Origin of the sequence: Enterococcus avium (assembly GCF_002891025.1) — a bacterium.
Taxonomy (GTDB): Bacteria; Bacillota; Bacilli; order Lactobacillales; family Enterococcaceae; genus Enterococcus_A; species Enterococcus_A avium.
On sequence record NZ_NBSL01000003.1, the window covers coordinates 590,772 to 609,939 of the forward strand.

Annotated in this window: 15 protein-coding genes; 13 read left to right on the top strand and 2 right to left on the bottom strand. The window is 40.6% G+C overall.

Going from position 1 to position 19,168, the window contains the following annotated elements:
• Nucleotides 1-3 precede the first annotated feature (3 nt).
• Entirely contained in the window at nucleotides 4-1,230 is a 1,227-nt protein-coding gene (locus tag AUF14_RS18490; protein WP_102866437.1) for an L-lactate MFS transporter, read from the top strand.
• An 83-nt stretch (nucleotides 1,231-1,313) separates the two neighbouring features.
• On the opposite strand, the gene AUF14_RS18495 is transcribed toward AUF14_RS18490, so the two are convergent.
• Nucleotides 1,314-2,288 (bottom strand): helix-turn-helix domain-containing protein, encoded by a 975-nt coding sequence (locus AUF14_RS18495; RefSeq protein ID WP_102866438.1) that lies wholly within the window; start codon nucleotides 2,286-2,288, stop codon nucleotides 1,314-1,316.
• Between the two features lie 121 nt (nucleotides 2,289-2,409).
• Here AUF14_RS18495 and AUF14_RS18500 point away from each other — a divergent pair, with 121 nt between their 5' ends.
• Together AUF14_RS18500 and AUF14_RS18505 are read left to right on the top strand one after the other, a co-directional pair.
• Nucleotides 2,410-3,597 (top strand): MFS transporter, encoded by a 1,188-nt coding sequence (locus tag AUF14_RS18500; protein ID WP_102866439.1) that lies wholly within the window; start codon nucleotides 2,410-2,412, stop codon nucleotides 3,595-3,597.
• Between the two features lie 4 nt (nucleotides 3,598-3,601).
• Nucleotides 3,602-6,241, top strand: coding sequence for a glycosyl hydrolase (locus tag AUF14_RS18505; RefSeq protein WP_127478974.1), 2,640 nt, complete (start codon nucleotides 3,602-3,604; stop codon nucleotides 6,239-6,241).
• Nucleotides 6,242-6,307: 66 nt separating this feature from the next.
• Here AUF14_RS18505 and AUF14_RS18510 read toward each other — a convergent pair whose 3' ends face one another.
• A complete protein-coding gene (locus AUF14_RS18510) occupies nucleotides 6,308-7,195 on the bottom strand; it encodes an AraC family transcriptional regulator (protein WP_102866441.1) in 888 nt (295 codons plus the stop codon).
• Nucleotides 7,196-7,356: 161 nt separating this feature from the next.
• On the opposite strand from AUF14_RS18510, the gene rhaB reads away from it, so the two are divergent.
• The 10 genes from rhaB (at nucleotide 7,357) to pcp (ending at nucleotide 19,140) form a co-directional block, all read left to right on the top strand.
• Nucleotides 7,357-8,826, top strand: a complete 1,470-nt coding sequence (gene rhaB / locus AUF14_RS18515; protein ID WP_102866442.1) for a rhamnulokinase — start codon at nucleotides 7,357-7,359, stop codon at nucleotides 8,824-8,826.
• Entirely contained in the window at nucleotides 8,819-10,072 is a 1,254-nt protein-coding gene (rhaA, locus tag AUF14_RS18520; protein WP_102866443.1) for an L-rhamnose isomerase, read from the top strand. Before rhaB ends, rhaA begins: the two co-directional genes overlap by 8 nt.
• 10 nt (nucleotides 10,073-10,082) lie before the next feature.
• Entirely contained in the window at nucleotides 10,083-10,907 is an 825-nt protein-coding gene (gene rhaD / locus AUF14_RS18525; protein ID WP_102866665.1) for a rhamnulose-1-phosphate aldolase, read from the top strand.
• Between the two features lie 74 nt (nucleotides 10,908-10,981).
• Nucleotides 10,982-12,136 carry a lactaldehyde reductase gene (fucO, locus tag AUF14_RS18530; protein WP_102866444.1) on the top strand — a complete coding sequence of 385 codons (1,155 nt, stop codon included), beginning with the start codon at nucleotides 10,982-10,984 and terminating at the stop codon, nucleotides 12,134-12,136.
• A gap of 537 nt (nucleotides 12,137-12,673) precedes the next feature.
• The gene (locus AUF14_RS18535) at nucleotides 12,674-13,204 is read left to right on the top strand and encodes an amino acid kinase family protein (protein ID WP_227656389.1); all 531 of its coding nucleotides are present in this window, start codon (nucleotides 12,674-12,676) and stop codon (nucleotides 13,202-13,204) included.
• 30 nt (nucleotides 13,205-13,234) lie between these two features.
• A complete protein-coding gene (locus tag AUF14_RS22945; protein WP_227656390.1) occupies nucleotides 13,235-13,456 on the top strand; it encodes an amino acid kinase family protein in 222 nt (73 codons plus the stop codon).
• 12 nt (nucleotides 13,457-13,468) lie between these two features.
• On the top strand, nucleotides 13,469-16,708 hold the full coding sequence (locus AUF14_RS18540; RefSeq protein ID WP_102866445.1) for a M14 family metallopeptidase: 3,240 nt from the start codon (nucleotides 13,469-13,471) through the stop codon (nucleotides 16,706-16,708).
• 126 nt (nucleotides 16,709-16,834) lie between these two features.
• Complete coding sequence (locus tag AUF14_RS18545) at nucleotides 16,835-17,515, top strand: 5-oxoproline transporter, DUF969 family subunit (protein WP_048719851.1); 681 nt, start codon at nucleotides 16,835-16,837, stop codon at nucleotides 17,513-17,515.
• 12 nt (nucleotides 17,516-17,527) lie between these two features.
• Nucleotides 17,528-18,472: a DUF979 domain-containing protein gene (locus tag AUF14_RS18550; protein WP_016178679.1), complete on the top strand. Its 945-nt coding sequence runs from the start codon at nucleotides 17,528-17,530 to the stop codon at nucleotides 18,470-18,472.
• A 23-nt stretch (nucleotides 18,473-18,495) separates the two neighbouring features.
• Entirely contained in the window at nucleotides 18,496-19,140 is a 645-nt protein-coding gene (gene pcp, locus AUF14_RS18555; protein WP_102866446.1) for a pyroglutamyl-peptidase I, read from the top strand.
• The last annotated feature ends 28 nt before the right edge of the window (nucleotides 19,141-19,168 follow it).

Consider the following 19,168-nt stretch of genomic DNA (forward strand, 5'->3'; position numbering starts at 1 on the left):
CAGATGAAAAATAAAAGACTATTTACGCTGATTGCCTGCTGCATCATTAATTTGTGTTTAGGATCAATCTATTCATGGAGTGTTTTTGCTTCCTCGATGTCGGTGTATTTGACTAATTTGCTGCAAACAGAGATTACTTCGGCCGACTTAGCACTTGTATACACGGTGGCAAATTCTGTCGGACCAATCACGATGATTACTGGCGGCTGGTTCAATGATCATTTCGGACCTAAAAAAGTGATGATTGTCGGCGGAACGATGTTTGGATTGGGAATGTTTTTATCTGGTTTTGCTACGAGTGTCGGTTTTCTAATCGTTAGTTATGGATTAGTTAGTGGACTGGGTCTAGGAATGGCTTATGGTTGTACGATTTCTACGGTTGTAAAGTTATTTCCAGATAAAAGAGGATTGGTGGGCGGCATCGCTACGGCCGTATACGGATTAAGCGCAGTGATTATTTCGCCATTAGCTACCTTAATAGTGGAGAAAACCAGTGCAACGACGTCATTCAAAATTTTAGGTCTCGTATTCATTTTTCTAATTCTTCTTTGTACTTTTTTTGTGACAACACCAGAAAAAGAGCCAAAGGTTTCTACAAAGGTCGTGGTTGAAGCATCTAGTTCTGAAAAGACTTGGAGAGAAATGCTTCAGACTAAAACGTTCTACGTGATGATTCTTTTATTAGTATGCGGAGCTTTTCCAGGAATGATGATCATTTCTCAGGCTTCCGGAATTGCCCAAGGAATGGCAGGTATGAACGCATTAGCTGCTAGTACGGCTGTATCGATTCTGGCTCTATTCAATTCGTCAGGAAGAATTTTGGCAGGGTCCTTATCGGATAAAATCGGACGGATTTACACGTTGATGTTTTCCTGTATTTGTTCTGTATTCGGCTTGGCCATTTTGTTCTTTTTCGACGGAAGATCTGTTATTGCTTTCTATTTTGGAATCGCGATTATTGGCGTTTGCTTCGGTGCTTTTATGGGGATTTTCCCTGGCTTTACGGCCGATCAGTTTGGAGCTAAAAATAATAGCGTTAACTATGGGATTATGTTTATTGGTTTTGCTTTAGCTGGCTTCTTCGGTCCGACAGTTATGCGTCTTGTTTTAGAAAAGACTGGAAATTACCAACAGGCCTTTATCCTTGCGAGTGTTTCGAATATCTTAGGTTTAGTGATGGGGGCGGTCTATTTGACGCTTAATAAGAAGTTTGTGAAGGCAAAATCCTAGTCAAACAATAAATTGAAATAACCAAAAAGGGTTCAAGCTTAATCAGGTAGCTTGGGCCCTTTTTGAATAAGAAAAGCGAACAGTTATTTTATCAAAAGCCGATATTGTTTAGGTGTCAGCTGGAATCTTTTTTTAAATAGGCGGTAAAAATGGCTTTCGCTTTGATAATTCACCATCTCTGAAATCTCAGAGATGGTTTTTGAGGTTTCTGAGAGATATTTTTCCGCAAGTATTAATTTTTCATCGGTAATAAGCTGCGAAATAGTTTTGCCCGTTTGTTTTTTTATGTGTCGTGAAAGATACCCTTTACTATAAGAAAGTTCTTTTGTTAAAAGTTCTAGCGAAACAGTTGCGGGGTCCTTTTTAATTCTGTCAAGAACATCTTGAGTAAGTCTATCTGTCGTTTTATTCAACGGATGTTGTAATTTAACTAATTCTTCTAAAAAAATCATCAGATACCCTAGCACAGTATAAGAAAAAGTATAGTTCGCTTGATAATATTCGGTGATCAACCGTTGTAAATAGTAATGAACATTCTCTAAATCTGAGCGATGATAAATAAGGTAATCACCAAAGTTAAACAGTTGACTAGTCAACGTAGCTGGCTGCCGCGTTGTCTCTTGGAAGGCATCAAAAATTTTGGGATGAATCAACAGATTTACCACCATCGGCTTCAGCTTTTCATTAGGTAAACAAGCAACTAGATGAGGGATTTTCTGATTGATCAAAAAAAGACTACCGGATTCCATAATGAATGGGGTGTGATTAACTACATTCAACAGTTTGCCCTCAGGTAAATAGACAATCTCAATATAATCGTGATAATGCAAATTAGACGGGAGATCCAAGTAATGAGAGACAATGGCAAAGTGTAATTGATCATCTAGCTCAAGGTTTGAAAGAATTTTTTTTAGCGGTAGGCTTATTTCTTTTTTGTCATGAAGTTCACGATAGGGATCAAATGTTGGGTCAACAATAACATAGGGACTTAAGGAATTCTTCGTTTGGTCAATTCTCGGAATGTGTTCGACGTGACGAAAATACGGTTCGTTTTTCATATAGATCGCTCCTTTAGGTCATATTATCACAGTTAATAGCTCGTTTCACGCATTGTATCCGTTTTCTTTAGCGTTTAAGATTACCTTACAAGTTAAAATACCACATAAAGGAGAGTTTAAAATGCAAACGAGTTTAAGAATTAAAGTAGGGATTTTTTCTTTAAGTATGCTTTCAATGGCTACGTTGCTGATGTCCCCAGTTTTAGGTGCAATTGTTGGAGCGTTCCCCAATAACGGAATCAGTCAAATTCAAATGATCTTATCTGTCGCCAATTTAACAGGGATCGTAGCGGCATTTGCGGTGGGGAGGATTGCTCTTTCGATCTCTAAACGCACGATTGCTTTAATCGGTGCTGCCGCTACCTGTATTTTTGGACTAATTCCGTATTTCTTTCATCATCAACTGATCACTCTAATTATTTGCTCAGGATTGATTGGGGTAAGCGTCGGCTTTATCACGAATGTAATTCCGGGATTGATCGCTGATTATTTTCCCGTGGAGGAGCGTCAAGGAGCAATGGGAAAACAGGTTTCCTTTGTCAGTATAGGAACGATGTTCTTGATGTTCATTTCCGGAAATTTAGGAGCTAGAGTTTGGTATCAGTCGTATTTAATTTACGCTTTTGCAGCACTGGTTTTTGTTATTGCCTGGGTTTGTCTGCCAAAAACCAGCAATGAAGAAAAGCAGGAACAACATGAAACGCATTCGCTGAGAGGAAGTGTGAATAAACGAGTTCTGATTGTAGCGTTGATGGGTTTTTGCTTCATGGTAGTCAATAATGCCTTTAATAACAATATTTCTCTTTTGATTAATGAGAATAATCTAGGCGGAAGTGATATTTCAGGAATGGTGACGATGTTGGCGCAATTGGGTGGATTAACTACCGGACTTTGTGTCGGCAAGATTTCTAAACTAGTGAAGTCACATATGATCGCATTTGCCTTTGTAATCGAAGGTGTCTCATTACTTATTTTAGCATTTGCGGGAAAATTACCATTGGCAATCATTGGTAGTTTTCTGTCAGGTGCTGGTCAGGCATTATTTTTCTCACAAGCACCTTTTTTAATAACTATCTTAGTTCATCCGATATTGATACCAATGGGAATGGCGGTCTTGTCTACCGCAAATTCTATCGGAGGTTTTTTAAGTCCGGCCATCATCAACTTCTTAAATCAAGTGTTGATTGGTTCAACTGCCTCTGGAGCGATGCTGATTGGTTGTGTCATTTCTTTAATAGTTGCAGTTGGAGCGATTGTTTCGAATTTTCAAAAGAAAAGTATGCGTTTTTTAGAGGAAAAGAAGGTGTGAAGTGATGAAATCAATGAGAGAAAAATTTAAGCAGCCGGCAAAGGAAAGTCGACCAAGATTAAGATACTGGTGGCCTGGCGGGTACGTGGCGCATCATCTAGAGGAATTAGATCAAGAGCTGAAGGAGATTGCTGAAGCAGGTTTTGGCGGAGTTGAAATTTCTGATGTCTATGACGCGATCTCTGAAGAGGATGCACAAGTTTTAACGCCTGAGAAATATGGTTTTACGAGTGAAAATTGGCGTATTTCTGTGAAGCAAGCAATGAAATCTGCAAAAAAATATGGTTTATCGGTTGATTTGACAGTCGGTCCCCACTGGCCTGCATCAACAAACGAAGCTGATCCAAATGATTTTGGCACGGCCAAGGAGTTAGTATATGGGACGTGTTCTTTTTCAGATAGTATTGCTGAAGGAGCGATGATCGAGGAGCTATGTCCTCCTCACTATCTGACAACGGCTAAGAAAATCAACGGTGATGAGATAAAGAATAATTTAATTGCCGTTTATCTTGCTGCCCATGTCGCACATAAGGAAGTAGAAATGCCACCAGCTGTGCCGTGGGAGAAATCTTACACGGTAATCAGCGATGAAATTCAATTTGATTCGTTAGTGGAAATCACTTCAAAAGTAAAAGATGGGAAACTAACAGAAGCGGTCACTTCGCTACATCCGGAGAGTCTGATTATTGCGATTTATGAAAGAGGAACTGGTCAACGAGTAAATATGTTTTCGATGGGAAGTGCGAATCGACCAGATGTAATGGACCCATATGCATACGTAGTGGATCACTTTTCTCCAAAAGGGGCGGCATTGATCCAATCACTCTGGGAGAAAAATTTCTTTTTTGATTCGGAGTTTTTAGCACTATTGAAAGATGTTGGTGATTGCTTTTTTGAAGATTCGTTGGAGTTGCAATCAGTAGGGCATTGGACTACGAATCTTTTGCAGGAATTTAAATCACGTGCTGGGTATGTTATTCGTCCATTCCTGCCCTTTGTTTTAGGAATCAATCAGGATAAAGGTTTAGGGGTTGAAAGCTCTAGTTTTCAGGTGGAACGGGAAAAGGAAGAGAAGATTCGAGAATTCCGGCATGACTATTTTAACGTGCTGAATCAGCTTTATCAGGAGTATCATTTAGCTCCTTTGAAGGAGTGGGCAGATTCGTTAGGCTTGAACTATCGCGCGCAGCCTTATGGCTGGGCGATCGATTCTGCCGCTGCCGCTGCAAAATTAGATATCGTAGAGGGAGAATCGCTGGGCTTTGGTGAGGATGGCAATGATGCTTTTCGACTATTAGCTGCCGGACGCGATTTTGGCGGTAACAGTATTCTATCCGATGAAGCGGGAGCTTATCTTTTTCAAGGCTATGCAACGACCTTATCACAGTTATTTGAAACACTTCATAAAAATTACATGGCTGGGGTCAATCAAACCTATTGGCATGGTTTTCCCTTCAAGTACGCACCAGGAGCGCGGTGGCCAGGTTTTTCTGCCTTCAATCCGATGCTTGGTGGACGAGGATTCGCTGAACCATGGGGGCCACGTCAGCCTGTTTGGAATCAGCTATACTCTTATACAACGTATTTAGGCCGCTTGCACGAACTCTTGCGGTACGGAAAAAACTGCTTGGATGTTTTAGTCTATCAGTCAGGACATAACGCCAGTGAAAACAAGCAAGTCAAGGTTGGAAAACAATTAACGCGATTGGGCTACCGGTACCAAGTGATGACTGAGGGCTTGTTCTCAGAATCCGTAACAATTGAGAACAATCAGCTGTTTACAAGAGGGGCCGAATATCGTAGCTTGCTTATTCCCAAGGGAGAGAATTTAACAAAAGAAGTAAAAGAAGCAATCGCCGATTGGCAAAATCGAGGCCTTGCAGTTATTTATCAAGATTCAAAAGATTTAAAAGAGCTAGTGGAGGTTCTTGGAATATCTGAGTGCTCGAATGAATCAGGTAATTTATTGACGTATCAACGATCAGGTGAAGAACATAAATTAGTGGTTTGCTACAATCAAGGCGAGGAAAGTCTCTCACTTTCACAGCTTTTTAAAACCTATCGACTTCGTGAATGGTTTTTATGGACGGGTGAACTCGGTCCTGTAAGAAACGACCAGCTGCTGGCGAAGGAATGTCGGGTGTTTGAGCTTCTTGAGAAGGGAACAACGGAAGGGTTGGAGGAAAATGCAAATCAAAGGTTATCTCTTAAGAACCAGCCCTGGGCACTGACTGTAGAAAGCTGGGAAATGGCCACGCCAGAATCGTTAGAAACTAAAAAGAATACTAAGCAAAGACAATTGCTCGAGTTAAACTATTGGAACGAGCTTTCAGATTTTGAGCATCTCTCGGGAGTGGGGATTTATCGTACTGATTTTAGATTAGAGGATAAAACACCTAAAAAAGTTTGTATTAAAAATGCGGAAGGCAGCTTAACGGTGAAGATCAACGGTCGTGAAATATTAGGAAATCCTCTCACAGGAGAATACCCTTTGGAGAAGCAATCACTTGCTGAAACGATTGAGCTGGAGATCGTTGTTGGTAGTACATTGAATAATTATCTAAACAAGTCTCCGTTGGCCGCTTATTATGGAGAGTATCAACCGCAGAACTATGGAATTGAAGATGTTGAACTAGAATTTTAAGATAGTTCTATTCGTTAAAAGCCCGATCATTGGATGAATGATCGGGCTTTTTAGCTGATTGCCCACTTATTCTTTTATGACTCGATCTGTTCTGCGGTATTCACTGGGAGAAATCCCGGTCTTTTTTTTGAAGAGGCGGCTAAAGTAAGCAAAATTGTCCAGACCTGCTTCTAATGAGATCTCCTTAATTGAAAGATTGGAGTACCGAAGCAAATCCTTCGCATAGGAGATTTTACAGCTTATTTGATAATCCACTGGCGGCTGCCCCATGAATTTCGAAAAGTCTTTGACGATTTGATATTTATTTAGATGGAAGTGTTTTTCTAAATCCTCCAGAGTAACGCTTTGGCGATAATTCTCGTCGATATAGCTTTTCACATTTAGAATGTATTCAGGAATTTCGCTGTCGGCAAAGTCCATTTGGTATTTTTGCAGAATCAGCTCATTTAATAATTCATGGACTAGGACAGAGGATTCAAAGTCTGTTTTGGCATTTGGTTCCTTTTGCAGCTGTAATAATTTCTCCATGAGTAAGTGAATCTGGTTATTTCGTACGTTTTCTGAGTTCGTGTGAAACACATTCGAGCCATTTTTGATGAATTCGTGATAGAAGTTTTCAGTGTTTCCACCAGAAAAGTGAACCCAATCCATCTCCCAGGGCTCGCTGCTGAGGGTTTTATAATACTGGTAGTTTTTACAATCAATGAAAAAAATATCCCCCGCTTTTAGAGTATAGACCTCGTCTTGATAATGCAGCTCCCCGGTACCAGACAAGGTAAATTTCATCAAATAGGAAGGAAGGTTCTCTCGTTCCGTAAAATAAGGTTTATTTGCCTTGAAATATCCGATTTCTTGAATGTAATAAAATAAATCGCGGCTCTTTTGCTTTGGAGTAAGAATAAATCTAGTTGAATCAGCGGTCCATGAATGGTTGGCTTTTTCCCAATAAGTCATTGTAAGTTTCCTTTCACCAAGATAATGCAAGTATACATCAAAATCGTGTAATGTAAAAGCTTACATGTGGTTGTAGAATAACATCATAAGTTGAAAATACGAGATTGAGTCATCAATTCTCAGTTTTTAAAATACTATCAATAAAGTGAAAGGAGCAGGTGATGAAAACATATATTGCTATTGATATTGGCGCTTCTAGTGGTCGCTTGATGAAAAGTGAACTGATTGATGGACAGCTGACCTTAACTGAAGTTCATCGTTTTAAAAACGGGTTTAGAATGCTGGATGATTTTCAACGTTGGGATATCCACTATTTGATTCAGGAGATCGTCGTTGGCTTAGAAAAAATAAAGAAAAACGGCATTGAACATTGCTACGTCGGCATTGATACTTGGGCAGTTGATTATTGTCTTGTGGATAAGGATGGCACTCTTTTAGGCGATCCGATTGCTTACCGAGACAGTCGAACGAAAAATGCGATCGAAAAGTTTCAAAAACTAATGAGCTTAGAAACGTTGTATGAGAAAACCGGGATACAAATCCAATCCTTTAATACAATTTTCCAGCTGCTGGTTGAACAAAGAGAACTGCTAGAGAAAACCGATAAATTGCTATTGATTCCAGATTACCTTGGTTATGCCTTTACCAATCAAGCCGTAACGGAGAAAACGAATGCTTCGACCATGCAACTGCTAAATCCCGCCAATGATACGTGGGATGAAGAGCTGTTAGATTTAGTCGGAATTCGTAAAGAGCAGCTGCCGCCGTTAGTGGACGCTGGAACCATTCTAGGCTCGCTTGTGAAGGAGAAATTTCCTGATTTTGATTTACCTGAGGCGACCTTTGTTTCCGTGGCTAGTCATGATACCGCCTCGGCGATTCTCGGAACACCGGGACAGGGGCGTGATTGGGGCTATATTTCAAGTGGTACTTGGTCGCTTTTAGGAGTCGAAACGAAAGTAGCGAACGTCAGTCGAGAAGCCTTTAATGAAAATTACACGAATGAATGGGGCGCTCATAACACGATTCGCTTTTTAAAAAATATTATGGGAATGTGGTTGATCCAAGAAGTCGCTCGAATGCAAGACTATCAATATAGTTTTCCCGAACTAGCTGAAATGGCCGCAAAGGAAGCTCCTTTTCAACAATTTATTGATGTGAATCATGAGAGCTTTTTAAATCCAGAAAACATGATCGTCGCTATTCAAGATTATTGTCAAAAAACCGGACAGACGGTACCTGAAACACCAGGCGCGATCGCCCGCTGTATTTATGACAATTTAGCCCTCTGCTATGCCAGTGAATTAGAGAAGCTGGAAAAAATGACCGGAACCAATGGCAAGCTCAGTAAGCTGCACATCGTTGGTGGCGGCTCCAACAATAAGTTCCTTAATCAGCTTACCGCCGATGTCGCACAAATTGAAATCAGTGCAGGACCGGGAGAGGCGACAGCAATCGGAAATATTCTGATGCAGATGGTTGCTACAAAAGAATTTGAGTCGATTGAAGCTGGACGCCAATGTATCTTGGATTCCTTCACATTTAGCAAGCATTTACCACAAGCCTGTGATCACGAGGTATTAGAAAAGTATAAAAAATTTATCGAAAAAAGGAGCAAGGAAAATGAGTGAAGTAACTCAAAAATATCAAGCTGCTAAGGCGGCCTATGAAAAAGTGAACGTTGATACAGATGCGGTATTAAAGCAATTGGCCGAGGTAAAGATCTCGATGCATGTTTGGCAGGGAGACGATGTGAAAGGCTTTTTGAGCGATGATGAGCTTTCTGGCGGAATCTCAGTTACAGGAAATTATCCAGGGGGCGCTCGCACACCGGAAGAATTACGCTCAGACTTAGAAAAAGCTTATTCCTTAATTCCTGGTAAGCATAAATTGAATCTGCATGCGATTTACTTGGATACAGATGAAAAAGTCGATCTAAATGAACTTGAGCCGAAGCATTTTGAAAAATGGGTTGATTGGGCTAAAAATCAAGGCTTAGGCTTAGATTTTAATCCAACCTTCTTCTCACATCCTATGTTTAAAGACGGTTTTACTTTGGCCTCACCGGATTCTGAGGTTCGCGAATTTTGGATCGAACACGGGAAGCGTTCTCGAAAGATCGCAGAATATTTTGGGAAGGAAACCGGTCAGGTATGTGTCAATAATTTCTGGGTACCAGATGGTTACAAAGACAATCCAATCGATCGCTATACACCGAGAGAACGCTTGATGACAGCATTGGATGAGATTTTTTCCGAGAAGCTTGATCCTAGCTACACATTAGATGCAGTGGAAAGTAAATTATTTGGACTTGGCGCCGAGGCGTATACCGTTGGTTCCCATGAGTTTTATATGGGCTATGGATTGACTCGCGATAAATTGATTTGTTTAGACGCAGGTCATTTCCATCCAACCGAAGTCATTTCAAACAAATTATCCTCATTGGGCTTGTTCAGTGATGGGATTTTACTCCATGTTAGTCGCCCAGTTCGTTGGGATAGTGATCATGTGGTAATCATGGACGATGAATTACAGGAAATTGGACGTGAATTGGTTCGCAACGATTTGCTTAAGAAAACACATATTGGCTTGGACTTCTTTGACGCGACGATCAATCGTGTAGCCGCGTGGGTGATTGGTACTCGTAATACACAAAAGGCACTGTTGAAGGCGATGCTTGAACCAATTGATACGCTTAAGGAAATCGAATTGTCTGGCGATTACACGACTCGCCTAGCAATGATCGAGGAGCTGAAGGACTTCCCATTTGCGGATGTTTGGAATTACTTCTGCGAAATCAACAATGTACCGGTTGGTCTGGATTGGTTAACAGAGGTTAAGCACTATGAAAAAGATGTTTTAAGCTTAAGAAAGTAGGGAAAACGTGTTGAAAAAGAATAACATATTGAACGCAAACTATGTACAAGAAATGATCGAGGTAACGACTAATTTATACCGACTGGGCTGGGATGAGCGCAATGGCGGAAATATCAGCTATTTGTTGGAAGAAAATGAAGTATTACCGTTTTTAAATCCGACTGAAGTCATTCGGGAAATTCCGATGATCTTTGATGCTGCTTCGTTAGCAGGGAAATATTTTATCGTGACCGGCTCTGGCAAGTACTTTAAAAATGTTCAAGCGAACCCAGCGGAAAATTTAGGAATCATCCGTGTAAAAGAGGATGGGAAAACCTTACAGCTGCTATGGGGATTGGAAAATGGCGCGGTTCCTACTAGCGAACTGCCAAGTCACTTCATGAGTCATATGGCACGACTAGAGGTTGATCCTGAAAATCGTATCATTATGCATAATCATGCGACACATTTATTGGCCATGAGCTTTACCCACGATTTAGATGAAAAAGCCTTTACTCGTACATTATGGCAAATGTGTACGGAATGCTTAGTGGTCTTTCCAGAGGGCGTCTCCATTCTTCCGTGGATTGTTCCTGGAACAACCGAAATAGGCGAGGCGACAGCTGCCAAAATGAAGGAAACTCGCTTAGTTTTATGGCCGCAGCATGGGATCTATGGTGCAGGAAAAGACATGGATGAGGTATTTGGTTTGATCGAAACGGCTGAAAAGGCGGCAGAAGTTTATACTTATGTGTGCGCTCAAGGCGGAATCAAGCAAACCATCAGCGATGAAAACTTACGTTTATTAGCCGACAGCTTTTGTGTAACCCCTAGAGAAGGTTATCTAAACAGCTAAATGAATCGGAGGGGCAACCCTCCAATTTGTTAAATAATATTGTGAAAATAAACACATTAGATGGAGGAAAACAAATGACAGTAAACAGAATGATCTTGAATGAAACATCTTATTTTGGCAAAGGTGCGATTGAAAACATCGTTCCTGAAATTGAAAAGCGCGGCTTTAAAAAAGTCGTTGTGGTTACAGATAAAGGATTAATTGATTTTAAAGTGGCAACCAAAGTAACTGAAATGCTGGATCAAGCGAATGTTTCTTATGACATTTATGATGGGATCGTTCCTAATCCAACAGTTCAAAATGTGAAGGATGGCGTAGCCTTCGTTGGAGCCTCAAATGCAGATGCGATTGTCGCAATCGGTGGTGGCTCACCGATTGATACGGCCAAAGCGATCGGCATCATTATGACAAATCCAGAATTTTCCGATGTAGTAAGCTTAGAAGGAACCGCAACGACAAAAAATCCTTCCTTGCCAATTCTAGCCGTACCTACAACTTCGGGAACAGCCGCAGAGGTAACGATCAACTATGTTATTACGGATGAAACGAATCATCGCAAGTTTGTCTGTGTGGACCCGAATGATATTCCAATTGTCGCTTTCGTTGATAGTGACATGATGATGGGCATGCCGAAAAATTTGGCTGCTTCGACGGGGATGGATGCCATGACTCATGCCATTGAAGGCTTCATTACTAAAGGTGCGTGGGAATTAACTGATATGTTGCATCTTAAAGCAATCGAAATCATTGGACGTTCATTGAGAGATTCAGTGAATGAAAAACAGTCAGCTCGCGAAGAAATGGCGTTAGGACAATACATTGCTGGGATGGGCTTTTCAAATGTTGGTTTAGGACTGGTTCATGGAATGGCTCACCCGTTGAGCGCTTGGTACAATATTCCTCATGGTGTAGCCTGTGCCGCACTTTTACCGACAGTAATGAAATTCAATAAGGATTTCACTGGAGAAAAATACCGGAAAATCGCCGAAGTATTACAGGTAGAAGCGATTGAAACAATGAGTATTGAAGAAGCTAGAACTGCTGCCTGTGAGGCGATCGATCAGTTGAGTAAGGATGTCGGGATTCCAGCGACTATTTCTGAGTTAGGTGTGAAATCAGAGGATCTTCCTAAAATCGCGGAAGATGCCTTCAAGGATGTTTGCACGCCTGGGAATCCTCGTGAGGCTAGTGTTTCTGAGATTATTGAGTTGTATCAAAGCTTAATGTAAGACGATTTAGAGTAGAGCTTTCTTTACGGAAGATACATGAATCGATTTTAATAATGGACCAACGAAATTTTTGCTTAGCAATTTTTTGTTGGTCCATTATTTGATCGTTTTCTTAGATGCCTTAAAAGAAGATTCCATCTTTTCTTTTAAATGATTTAATGTGTTTACCTTTTGGAAGAATGAAAATAATCTTGGACGTTGGATTATTTCGAATAGAAAATTTGAACAATTTACCTTATTAAATTATTTATTATAAATTTAGATGATATTTAATTGCTCTATTTTTATGAAAAAATATTTTATATTAAGCTTATAATATAACGTTCGTTTTGTAATAGGATATACCAATCAATTAAAAGCATAGAAAAACCGCTTTTATAAACTCAGAATGAATGAGATAAAAGTGGGCGATTAAAAATAAAATATTTTCATGTAGATATCTTTGTGATATGATTAGCACAAAATAAAAGAATTGTAATGGTCGGTTGATGTTTTATATAGTTTAATCGTCTGTTTTTTATAGTTAAGGTGTATTTGATGAGAGAAGATATAAAAAAGGCAGATATCATAGTTATAAAGGTTGGAACAAGTTTATTAGTGTCACCGGAAACAGGAATAATTGAATCAGCTATCTCAAAATTAGCCAGTGTCTTGGCCCAATTAATGAGATCAGGGAAGAAAATTATTTTAGTATCGTCAGGGGCTGTTGGTGCTGGGACAGTCCAATTAGGTGAAGTATCAAAATATGCAGCTGCGGCGGTTGGTCAAGGTATCCTAACCGGCTTATACGAAGCTGAATTCAAGAAGCACGATCAGAAAATCGGACAGCTATTATTAAGTAGAGATATTTTAACAGTTCCTGAAAATCGTCAGGCTTTTGATCAAACGATTCAGGAGCTTTTGGCCCGCCGAATTTTACCAATTGTGAATGAAAATGACGCAGTGACGGTCGATGAAGGAGAACACAGAACAAAATTTGAAGACAATGATGAATTATCTCTATTGATCGCTGAGGCAGTTGATGCTGATTTATTAATCATGTTGACCGATGTGAATGGCCTGTATTAGGAAAATCCAACAATCAACGAAGAAGCACAAATGATTCGACACTTAAGTAAAATTGATCAACGCTTATTTGAAGCCTCTGATCCCAGCTTAGGAAAATTAAGCCGCGGCGGGATTCGTAGTAAGCTGAAAACAGCGACTGGGGCTTTAACGGCGAATATCTCGATGGTTCTAGCCAATGGCAGAGATCCACATGTCTTATATGATATTTTAGCTGGACGTGAGATTGGGACATTGTTTAAAAAACAGCAGTAGGGAGGAAATGATGTGCTAAAGGTAGAAGGACAGTTAGCTTTTCTTGAACAACGGCAGACCATTCAAGCAGCTTTGATTTCAGGATTTATGTGCGAACATTCAACTTTTCCAATTGCTAGTACGAGTACGGGTGAGGCTACGCCAACTGAACAAGAATTAATGAAGCTGCTTGTACAAAAGCAGAAGCATGAAAGACCGCCAGAGGATTACCAAGCGACAAATCAATATGCTGAGAAGGTTATTGATTTTGAATGGCGGAAAGTGACCGGCTTAGAGAAATTATTCAGTACGGGTCCGCTTTTACAAGATCGAAATCATGATTTTTTACCCGATAAACTAGCAGTTAAGATGATTGTACCCGAAAAGTGCAGTGCTTCAATGATGGCTGCGGCCAGCAATATTGCTTTTCGTTTTGGCATGGAGACCACAGCAATAACGGATTGGCTGCTTAGCCAGAGCTATGAGAGCGGTCCAGCAATCTTATTCCGAGAAGCAGAAGAATGTCAAATTTTCAAACAGGGTGAACTAATTATTATAGAAGGAACTGGTACAGAGCTGGAGGAATTTTCGGCGATTCTTTGCGAACAGTTTCCAAAGCTTTCCACTTTTGAGACTTGGAGCAGTTATCTTCAAAAGTTGGTAGAGAGCTTTTCAATGAAAAATCTCGATGGTCAATTGGCTTATGCCGCGAGCTTGCCAGCTGAGGAGAAGCTGGTGTATGCATCACCTGAAATTACGCAACGGCAGGAAGAAATTGAACAGGCATTTCCTGATTTAACATTTGTCAATCATCGTTCTATGATCGAAGCCTACGAGAAGACCCTTGATTTAACCTGGGAGGTTGATGAGTTTTTAGAAAAATTAGCTTCTGTTTATCCTAAAATCCAGTCAGGCGATCGTGTAGAAATCACAGGTGTGCTTAGTGAGGATCGGCAAGTACGTGAGACGCTTCAACAAAGGATTCTCAAGGAACTGACAGCTCGTCATGCAGATGGAAAGATTGAACTGGTTTGCGCCCATAAGCAAGGGTATTCCTGGATCAATGACATCATCATACCTAAATTGAAAAGTCAGAAAATTGAGAATGTTACAATAGCTTTTAAGCCCTTTTTACCAGAGGGTGTAACGGAATGGACAGAGGAATCTGGTGCGACACCGACCTATAATAATGTAGACGGTCGTGATCCAGAAAAATGGAATGATTTGCCGATTCGTTATCTGCAAGAGCTTTATCCGATTCAAGATAATCTGATGAAGGCCTTCAATCTGTCTGCGGATCAGATAGCATTTGTTACTTATTCCGGCTCAGAAGAGCTGACCTATGAACTAATAGTGAAAACAGAGACGGAGGAGAAACGCTGGACTTATCAAGCCAGCTATTCTGAAAGACCGTATCTAACTGCTTATCCAGGTATGGGAAAGGTTCATCCGCCAACTGGAAGACTGCGAGTGAAAATTAATGACGCGACTGTTTTAGAGGAGCCGTTTGCTACAGACGTTGAAAAAATTTGGACACTTTATCAGGAAGAGGTGCTGTCAAGTTGCCGTTCATGGATTGAAGAACGGACAAATGGCCAGCCAACTAAGGCACAGCAGCCATTTTTCGCGCAGCTGCAATTAGAGATTACTGCAAGTGAGCCAGATGAACGTTTGGCAAGCCGAAATGATCTTTTGTCCAGTTTAGATGCGCTGCATGAGGATCTCTATTTTGCAGGAGCAGATTACTTCAAAAATTATGGCTTGGACGTTCATGGTGAGATGTTTGAGGAGCCAGGGTTGATTTTACCGATTGTTCAGAAAAAAGCAGGAAAACCTCAATTTAAAGTCACACTTCTTGAACAAGTAAAGAAAGAGCCTCAAATCGTGGTGAAGGGCAAACAAGCCGTCTATCCACCTGAACGTAGGAAAATCAATTGTTACCTTCAGTCCATTCATTATGGATCACAGAGATTAGCTGCAACAATTCAGATCGAGGGTGTGCAGACAGAGGTAGTAGAAGCATACGCAAGTCTCTTTGGTAAAGGATTAGTTGGTCAAGATTATGATTTTCATTTGTACAAACAATTAATCTTTCAAGCTGAGGGGCAGCGTTTTATGGTTGACGTCCCTCAAAAGACGCCAGAGGCAGTTCAGGATTTAACGATTGATCAGATTGATTTATATCCTGAGCAAGTCATTGGATATGAGGAATATCTGTCGATTATTCAGCAGTTAAAACGCGTGCCGCAGATTTCAGTCTACAAGATCGCGACATCCTATTTAGGGCGAGAAATATATGCGATCGAATTATTACCAAAAGCTGCCGATTCTGGTTATTTGTCGAGAACCAAGCGTTTGACCAATTATCCATCAGAAATAATCAATGCGCGGCATCACGCGAATGAAGTGTCAGGTACGAACGGAGCTTTTCTGTTATTGAAGGAATTACTAACCGATCCGAAGTATCAGGATGTTGCAGAGCATCTGAATTTGGTCATCGTTCCCTTGGAAAACGTCGATGGTGCAGCCATTCACTATGAGCTGCAAAAAAAGACACCTGAGTGGAAGCTCCATGTCGCTCGTTTTAACGGAGTAGGAAAAGAATTCTATTATGAATACTTCAATTTGGAAACACAGCATACCGAAGCGCTAGGAATGACGCGACTTTATGAACGATTTGTACCAGATGTCATGGTGGATAATCATGGTGTGCCTACTCATGAATGGGAGCAGCCGTTTTCTGGTTATACATCGCCTTCGTATAAAGGCTTTTGGCTTCCACGTTCATTATTGTATGGCTATTTTTGGGTCCCTACAAATGAAGAATATCGTTCGAACATCGTCTTAAATAAAAAAATCGAAGATGTGATTGCAGAGGCGATTGGCTCTGTTCCAGAAATGAAAAAGTGGAATGAAGAGTGGGCGCAGCAGTTTGAAACCTATGCACATAAATGGCTGCCTAAGCTATTTCCAGCAGAGTATTATAAGGAAATGATCAATTATTGGATTGGCTTTGCGGCAGATACAACGCATCGCTATCCGTCAATTCGTTTTCCGTGGTTGACTTCAGTCGCCTACACAAGTGAAGTGGCAGATGAAACGGCTCAAGGAGAATATTTAAGATTGTGCGCTCAAGCTCACGTTGTGCATGATCTGGCAACGATTGATTTATTGCTAGAGTCAACATCGCTTTACCAAACCTCTGCGGTGTTTACGTCAGAGGAAATAAACATTAGCTATACTCGGCTTCGTCCGATTATTGCATCATCATAAGGATGTCAGTTGCGCGTTCTACTCATACGTTAATATTAGTAGAATCGTAGGCCAATGGTGATAATAAGAAAATTTGTTTCAAACTTTTACATCATTTTGAAATGAATAAGGGAGGAAAAGTTTTACATGGAATTAGTTAAATTAATAGGAATTTTGATCGTTATTATTGGTTTTGCATTGAAGCTAGATTCAATTCTGATCATTTTAGTGGCGGCAATCGTTACAGCAATCACTGGTGGTCTAGGTGTTGAAGGCTTATTAACGACGTTAGGAACAAGCTTTGTTTCAAATCGTTCGATGGCTATTTTTATTCTGATCATGCTGGTTACAGGAACTTTGGAACGAAATGGTCTGAAAGAGTCTGCGGCAAAATTAATTGGGAAAATCAAGAATGCATCAGCTGGCGCAGTTATTGGGGCCTACGGTATCATGCGTTCAATCTTTGCGGCGTTCAATATTAGCTTTGGCGGGGTAGCCGGTTTTGTCCGTCCGATCATTATGCCAATGGTGATTGGTTCAATTGAAGCAAAAGGAAAAGAACCAGAAGAAGATTATGTCGAAGAGCTTAAGGGAATGTCCTCAGGGATGGAAAATATTGCGTGGTTTTTCTTCCAAGTATTATTTGTTGGTGGTCCTGGAGCCTTGCTAGTTCAAGCGACATTGAAGGATTTAGGTTACGAAACAAGCTTGCTTGATTTAGCGAAGGTTGAGATTCCAGTGGCGTTATTTGCGGTCATCGTAGCAATCGTATACTACTTCTTAAAAGACCGAAAATTATACAAAAAATACTACGGCAACGATAAATAGGGAGGAACATACATGTCATTTTTTCTAAGTCAAGATGTTTTATTATCTGAAAAGCTACTTGAAATTATTTATATTATTATGGGTGCAGTTGCTGTTTATACCGGGATTAAAAATGCCCGAGATAAAGCAAATCCAACACCGATCGGTACTGCGGTTTTCTGGTGTGCACTAGGTGTAGTCATGATGTTTGGTCGCTGGATTCCACCAATGGCTAATGGCGTGATCGTTATTATTATGACATTGCCGCCAATTTTCAAAAAAGTCAGCAAAGGCAAGGAAAGTGCACCGACTGAGGCTGTTACGAAGAAAATGGCTGATAAGATTGGGATGAAAATTTTTATCCCAGCGTTATCAATGGGGATTTTTGCAATTATTTTTGCCGTATTTACGCAATTAGGGGCATTAGTTGGTGTCGGAGTCGGCGTATTGGTTGCGATTATTGTATTAATGGTTTATTCTCATTCAAATAAGCCAAAAGTATTCTTGGATGATGCGGAACGTATGTTGTCAACAGTAGGTCCGTTGAGTATGCTGCCGATGCTATTAGCAAGTTTAGGTGCGATCTTTACGGCTGCTGGGGTTGGCGAAGTGATTTCTGATCTAGTAGCAAAGGTGATTCCAAAAGGAAATGTCAACTTAGGAATTATCGTCTTTGCGATCGGCATGATGCTGTTTACAATGATCATGGGAAATGCTTTTGCTGCCATTACAGTAATGACTGTCGGAATTGGAGCACCGTTTGTTCTTGCTTACGGAGCTGATCCTGTCTTAATCGGTATGGTCGCATTAACCTGTGGCTACTGTGGAACCTTGTGTACACCAATGGCCGCAAACTTCAACATCGTTCCTGTGGCGATGCTGGAAATGAAGGATCGTTTTGGCGTAATCAAAAATCAAGCGGTCTTAGCAGTGATCTTCTTAGTTTTCCAAATCTGCTATATGATTTTATTTAAATAGAAGAAAAAGGAATGGTGAAGTAAATGAAAGTTTTAATTACCGGTTTTGATCCCTTTGGCGGCGCAGCAATTAATCCTGCGTTTGAAGCAGTAAAATTATTACCTGATACAATTGAAGGCGCAAAAATCCATAAACTGGAAATCCCCACAGTCTTTAAAAAGGATGGCGAAGTTCTGGCAAAGGCGATTGAGGAACAAAATCCTGATATCGTCATTTGCGTCGGACAAGCGGGCGGACGTTCAGATATTTCTGTTGAAAAAGTTGCTATCAATCTGATGGAGGCTCGTATTCCAGATAATGAAGAACAACAGCCATTGAACCAAGTCATTTATGAAGATGGTGAAACAGCCTATTTTGCAACACTTCCAGTCAAAGCGATGGTCAGCAAAGTAAAAGAAGCGGGAATTCCATCCAGCGTTTCTTACACCGCTGGAACATTTGTTTGTAACGATATTATGTATCGTTTGCTGTATTTAGCAGATAAAGAAGGAAAGAATCTCAAAGGCGGATTCATCCATGTGCCTTACTTGCCTGAGCAAGTCATAGATTTACCTGTAGGAACACCGAGCTTATCTGTTGAAACAATCGCTAAAGGTTTAGAAGCAGCTGTTGCTGCTGCGGTCATCAATGATGAAGATCAAAACGTAGCAATGGGAACGATTATGTAATAGTTAAAAAGGAAGGATCGAGCATTTT

What these genes read in the sequence shown, in the direction of transcription:
- AUF14_RS18490 (WP_102866437.1), top strand. Translation starts at nt 4, where the DNA reads ATGAAAAATAAAAGACTATTTACGCTGATTGCCTGCTGCATCATTAAT.
- AUF14_RS18495 (WP_102866438.1), bottom strand. Translation starts at nt 2,288, where the DNA reads ATGAAAAACGAACCGTATTTTCGTCACGTCGAACACATTCCGAGAATT.
- AUF14_RS18500 (WP_102866439.1), top strand. Translation starts at nt 2,410, where the DNA reads ATGCAAACGAGTTTAAGAATTAAAGTAGGGATTTTTTCTTTAAGTATG.
- AUF14_RS18505 (WP_127478974.1), top strand. Translation starts at nt 3,602, where the DNA reads ATGAAATCAATGAGAGAAAAATTTAAGCAGCCGGCAAAGGAAAGTCGA.
- AUF14_RS18510 (WP_102866441.1), bottom strand. Translation starts at nt 7,195, where the DNA reads ATGACTTATTGGGAAAAAGCCAACCATTCATGGACCGCTGATTCAACT.
- rhaB (WP_102866442.1), top strand. Translation starts at nt 7,357, where the DNA reads ATGAAAACATATATTGCTATTGATATTGGCGCTTCTAGTGGTCGCTTG.
- rhaA (WP_102866443.1), top strand. Translation starts at nt 8,819, where the DNA reads ATGAGTGAAGTAACTCAAAAATATCAAGCTGCTAAGGCGGCCTATGAA.
- fucO (WP_102866444.1), top strand. Translation starts at nt 10,982, where the DNA reads ATGACAGTAAACAGAATGATCTTGAATGAAACATCTTATTTTGGCAAA.
- AUF14_RS18535 (WP_227656389.1), top strand. Translation starts at nt 12,674, where the DNA reads ATGAGAGAAGATATAAAAAAGGCAGATATCATAGTTATAAAGGTTGGA.
- AUF14_RS22945 (WP_227656390.1), top strand. Translation starts at nt 13,235, where the DNA reads ATGATTCGACACTTAAGTAAAATTGATCAACGCTTATTTGAAGCCTCT.
- AUF14_RS18545 (WP_048719851.1), top strand. Translation starts at nt 16,835, where the DNA reads ATGGAATTAGTTAAATTAATAGGAATTTTGATCGTTATTATTGGTTTT.
- AUF14_RS18550 (WP_016178679.1), top strand. Translation starts at nt 17,528, where the DNA reads ATGTCATTTTTTCTAAGTCAAGATGTTTTATTATCTGAAAAGCTACTT.
- pcp (WP_102866446.1), top strand. Translation starts at nt 18,496, where the DNA reads ATGAAAGTTTTAATTACCGGTTTTGATCCCTTTGGCGGCGCAGCAATT.